The 3,816-nt window shown below is 36.9% G+C and carries 5 protein-coding genes; 3 read left to right on the top strand and 2 right to left on the bottom strand.

All coding sequences use genetic code 11. The features are described from left to right. The first annotated feature begins 75 nt into the window (after nucleotides 1–75). The gene (locus AB3X49_RS19135; RefSeq protein ID WP_367964060.1) at nucleotides 76–303 is read left to right on the top strand and encodes a hypothetical protein; all 228 of its coding nucleotides are present in this window, start codon (nucleotides 76–78) and stop codon (nucleotides 301–303) included. 71 nt (nucleotides 304–374) lie between these two features. Here the strand turns inward: AB3X49_RS19135 and AB3X49_RS19130 are convergent, their stop codons facing one another. Next, nucleotides 375–1,700, bottom strand: a complete 1,326-nt coding sequence (locus AB3X49_RS19130; protein ID WP_002014220.1) for an ArsB/NhaD family transporter — start codon at nucleotides 1,698–1,700, stop codon at nucleotides 375–377. 262 nt (nucleotides 1,701–1,962) lie between these two features. On the opposite strand from AB3X49_RS19130, the gene AB3X49_RS19125 reads away from it, so the two are divergent. Together AB3X49_RS19125 and bshB2 are read left to right on the top strand one after the other, a co-directional pair. Then, a complete protein-coding gene (locus AB3X49_RS19125) occupies nucleotides 1,963–2,313 on the top strand; it encodes a YojF family protein (RefSeq protein ID WP_367964058.1) in 351 nt (116 codons plus the stop codon). Nucleotides 2,314–2,328: 15 nt separating this feature from the next. After that, on the top strand, nucleotides 2,329–2,991 hold the full coding sequence (gene bshB2, locus AB3X49_RS19120) for a bacillithiol biosynthesis deacetylase BshB2 (protein ID WP_367964056.1): 663 nt from the start codon (nucleotides 2,329–2,331) through the stop codon (nucleotides 2,989–2,991). Between the two features lie 227 nt (nucleotides 2,992–3,218). Here bshB2 and AB3X49_RS19115 read toward each other — a convergent pair whose 3' ends face one another. After that, nucleotides 3,219–3,647 carry a cytidine deaminase gene (locus AB3X49_RS19115; RefSeq protein WP_002014145.1) on the bottom strand — a complete coding sequence of 143 codons (429 nt, stop codon included), beginning with the start codon at nucleotides 3,645–3,647 and terminating at the stop codon, nucleotides 3,219–3,221. Nucleotides 3,648–3,816 lie beyond the last annotated feature (169 nt).

Raw genomic sequence — 3,816 nt, 5'->3', positions numbered from 1 at the left:
GTTCAACTAATAATCAGTGGGGGATGAACAAAACCCCCACTGATTAAAGTTTCACCTTATAAGGAGTTATGCGAGATGAACTTAGAAAAAAGTAAGCCAGTAAACGAAGAGATCGCTGAATTAAAAGAACTAATCAAAGAATTACATGGAAGTGTGCACCAACTTCAAAGTGAAGTGCAGCAACTAAGGCACGAAAGGCCGGTTGTTGAAGTGAGGAAAGGTGTTCAATTATCACCAGCAATCATCGGACAAATTGGTGGTATGATTTTAGGTGGATTAGCAATTATAGGTATATTTTGGTGATGAAAAAAGGTTTGTAGCATAGTGCTGCAAACCTTTTTTATTTGACGACATAATTTCATGCACTACAACTTTTACATTAAATAACGTAAATAAATGTAAGCATGTGATAACAATAGCGCAATGATCGTTAAGGGGAAACCGATTTTTAAGAAGTCCATATAAGAGAACCCATGTCCTTCACGTTTTGCAATACCAGCAACGACTACGTTTGCTGATGCTCCAATTAATGTTCCGTTGCCTCCTAGGCAAGCTCCAAGTGATAACGCCCACCATAGTACTTCAATTTGCGGAGAATCGACAGATAGTCCGAGTCCTGTAGCTAAATCTTGAATAAGTGGAATCATCGTTGCGACAAATGGGATGTTATCAATTGTCGCAGATGCGATGCCAGATACCCATAAGATAAGTATAGCAGCGAAACCGATATCGCCATTTGTTACGTCGAGTACTTCTTTTGCGAGTGAAGAAATAAGTCCGATATCAATTAATCCGCCAACGAGAACGAATAGTCCAGCGAAGAAGAAAATTGTTACCCATTCAACGTGGGCAAATACATCTTCAATATCATGTTCTTTCACACCGATTAACATAAGAAGTGTAGCACCTGTCATCGCAATAACGGCAGCGTCTACATGAATAATAGAATGAAGTACAAAGCCTAAAATAGTTAGTCCTAAAATCGTAATGGATTTTAAAAGGAGGCTCTGATCTTTAATATAATCTTTTTCATTTAATGCCATTAGCTTTTCGATTTGCTCAGGCGTTGTTTTTAGTTTGTTGCGATACATGAAGTAAATAATGCCAAGTGTAACGATAGAAATAATGATTACGATTGGAGCTAAGTTTAGTAAAAAGGCATTAAAGTCTAAATGCTTATTAGCTGATCCAATCATAATGTTCGGCGGGTCACCAATTAATGTTGCTGTTCCGCCTATATTTGAAAATAGTACTTCTGAAATTAAATAAGGAACAGGATTTACTTTTAAAATACGTGTAATGGATAGTGTAACAGGTACGATTAATAATACGGTTGTTACGTTGTCCAAAAATGCAGAACCGACAGCAGTTAATAGGGATAGTAATAATAAAATGCGGATTGGTTTTCCACCAGCTGCTTTTGCTGCTTTTATGGCTACAAATTCAAATACGCCTGATTGACTCGTAATATGTACGAGAATCATCATCCCAATTAAAAGGGTAATCGTTTCCCATTGAATATGCGATGTGAAAGCAGTATGTAAATCTACAATTCCAAAAATAATCATAATAGCAGCACCGAATAGTGCGATTACAGCACGATTCAATTTCTCAGAAATAATAAAACCGTACGTGACTAAAAATACGGCAATTGTAAAATAATATTGCCAATTTGCTACTTCATGTGCTGATTGTTCCAATCATGTCACCTTCTTTAAAGTATGTATTCAATTGTCGAAATGTATCTCGCTGTATTAATACGGGATAAAATATATTGTAGCAAATTCAAAAAAGAAAGAAAACTATTTAACAAAGTGAAGGAAAAAATGTGATTTTTACATATCATATAAAAAATATAAAAAACACAGTGCAAATTATTAGGAAAAGTGGGCGTTGTCCTCTAATATAGAGATAGCAATTTACATTATTTTTGCGTAAAATGGTTTAAAGAGGTGAATTCCGATGGAAATAGTAAAAGATAGTTCTCTTATTCAAAATGAAATTGAACGTTTTGTAAATAAAGATGTATATATTCATTTAGAAACGACGAATGGAGCGTATGCGTCACACTTTAATGAAAAGATGATGACAGTAGGAGTATTCATTCGAAATGCAATTATTCGCTTTGAGCGTGGGAAAATAACTGGAACAAACCCATACCGAGTTGGTCTAAAAATGGATCATGGCTGGGTATATGCTGAAGGTATTACGCACTGGGAAGTAGACGATAAAGAGCGTTTATTACTAGCAGGGCATGATAACCAAGGTCGCTTAGCAGTTGCGCTTGAGTTAAGCTTAACGCCATTTAAGTAAGAAGGAGGGAAACTTATGGAGAGACATGTACTTGTTGTATTTCCGCACCCAGATGATGAAGCATTTGCTGCGGGAGGAACAATTCGCTTATTAACAGATCAAGGAGTACCTGTAACGTATGCATGTGGTACTCTTGGACAAATGGGACGTAACATGGGGAAAAACGTATTCGCTAACCGTGAAACGATTCCAAATATTCGCGAGAAAGAATTGAAAGAGGCTTGTGAAGCGATGGGCATTCAAGATTTAAGAATGCTCGGTTTCCATGATAAAACGTTAGAATTTGAAGATGTTGATTTTGTTGCCGATAAAATCGAAGCGATTATTCAAGAAGTAAATCCATCTCGAATTATTACATTTTATCCAGAACACGGCGTACATCCGGATCATGATGCATTTGGCCGCGCTGTAGTTCGTGCTGTATCACGTATGCCAAAAGAAGAACGTCCAGCCATTCATGCGGTTGCGATTACGAGAAATCGCGAAGCAGTACTCGGTGAACCGGATGTTGTAAATAATATTAGTGAAGTATTTGAACATAAATTAGCTGCACTAGGCGCGCATCGTTCACAAACGGAAGCGATGCTAGAAGAAACGCATGCAAAAATAAAAAACAAAGACGCAGCAACATTAAAATGGCTGCAACTTGAACAGTTTTGGACTTATAAATGGGAGTAGGCTAGAAGGGTACCTTCTAGTAGCTCTTACATAGAAAAAGCACCGTCATTTGTGACGGTGCTTTTTTAGTGAATAACCTTTATTCTCCGCTATTTGCGAGTACCTTCACTTTATCCCGCATTAACGGAGTAAGCCCACCACCTCAAAATTCAGCAAAAGCAAAGAAGGTAGGTGGGGGTGGACTGCACGTAAAAGCCCGATTGGTGAGGGCTGATTAAAGTTTCACTTTATCTCGTACTCCATTCTTTTGCGAATTCATCATGATATGCTTCGCTCCAATGGTATGGCTGCAATTCTTTTAATGGTTTAAAAATGATATCTTGTTTCGAATTTGTAATGGCGCATAGTACTTCTGGTCCCCAATAAAATAAACGTTCTTGGCATACACCACAAGGCGATAATACTTTTAATTCAGAATGCTCATGTTCTCTTGCAAGACAAATAGAATGTGTAACTTTCTTATGAAATTTATGCGCTTCTAAAATTGCACCTGTTTCCATACAAAGTTCTGTTGAAGCGTTTATTACGTCAGGGGCCACACTTGTATAAATGGATCCATCTTCTACACGAATTGCTGCAGCTCCGCCCCAACCATGTGGATATCTTTGGTTAATTAAATTTTTCACTGCATCATATAATTGTTGTTCAATGCTCAATTGTAGTCCTCATTTCTGCTTAATTTTCGATTCAATGACTGTTATTTTTTTAGTAATACCGTTAAAAAAGAATAGACACTCAATTTCAAACTATAAATTCAAGAATTACTTTTCATCTGCATACTTTTCCTCTAAGGCAATTAATAGAGGAATTGATACAGTTACAAGA

This window comes from Bacillus sp. C30, from assembly GCF_040838255.1.
GTDB lineage: Bacteria > Bacillota > Bacilli > Bacillales > Bacillaceae_G > Bacillus_A > Bacillus_A mycoides.
The sequence above is the reverse complement of the archived record's forward strand: the minus strand, read 5'-3'. Positions and strand labels throughout refer to the sequence as shown.

Excerpts from the sequence above, each read along its gene's own strand:
- AB3X49_RS19135 (WP_367964060.1), top strand. The coding sequence starts at position 76 with ATGAACTTAGAAAAAAGTAAGCCAGTAAACGAAGAGATCGCTGAATTA.
- bshB2 (WP_367964056.1), top strand. The coding sequence starts at position 2,329 with ATGGAGAGACATGTACTTGTTGTATTTCCGCACCCAGATGATGAAGCA.
- AB3X49_RS19125 (WP_367964058.1), top strand. The coding sequence starts at position 1,963 with ATGGAAATAGTAAAAGATAGTTCTCTTATTCAAAATGAAATTGAACGT.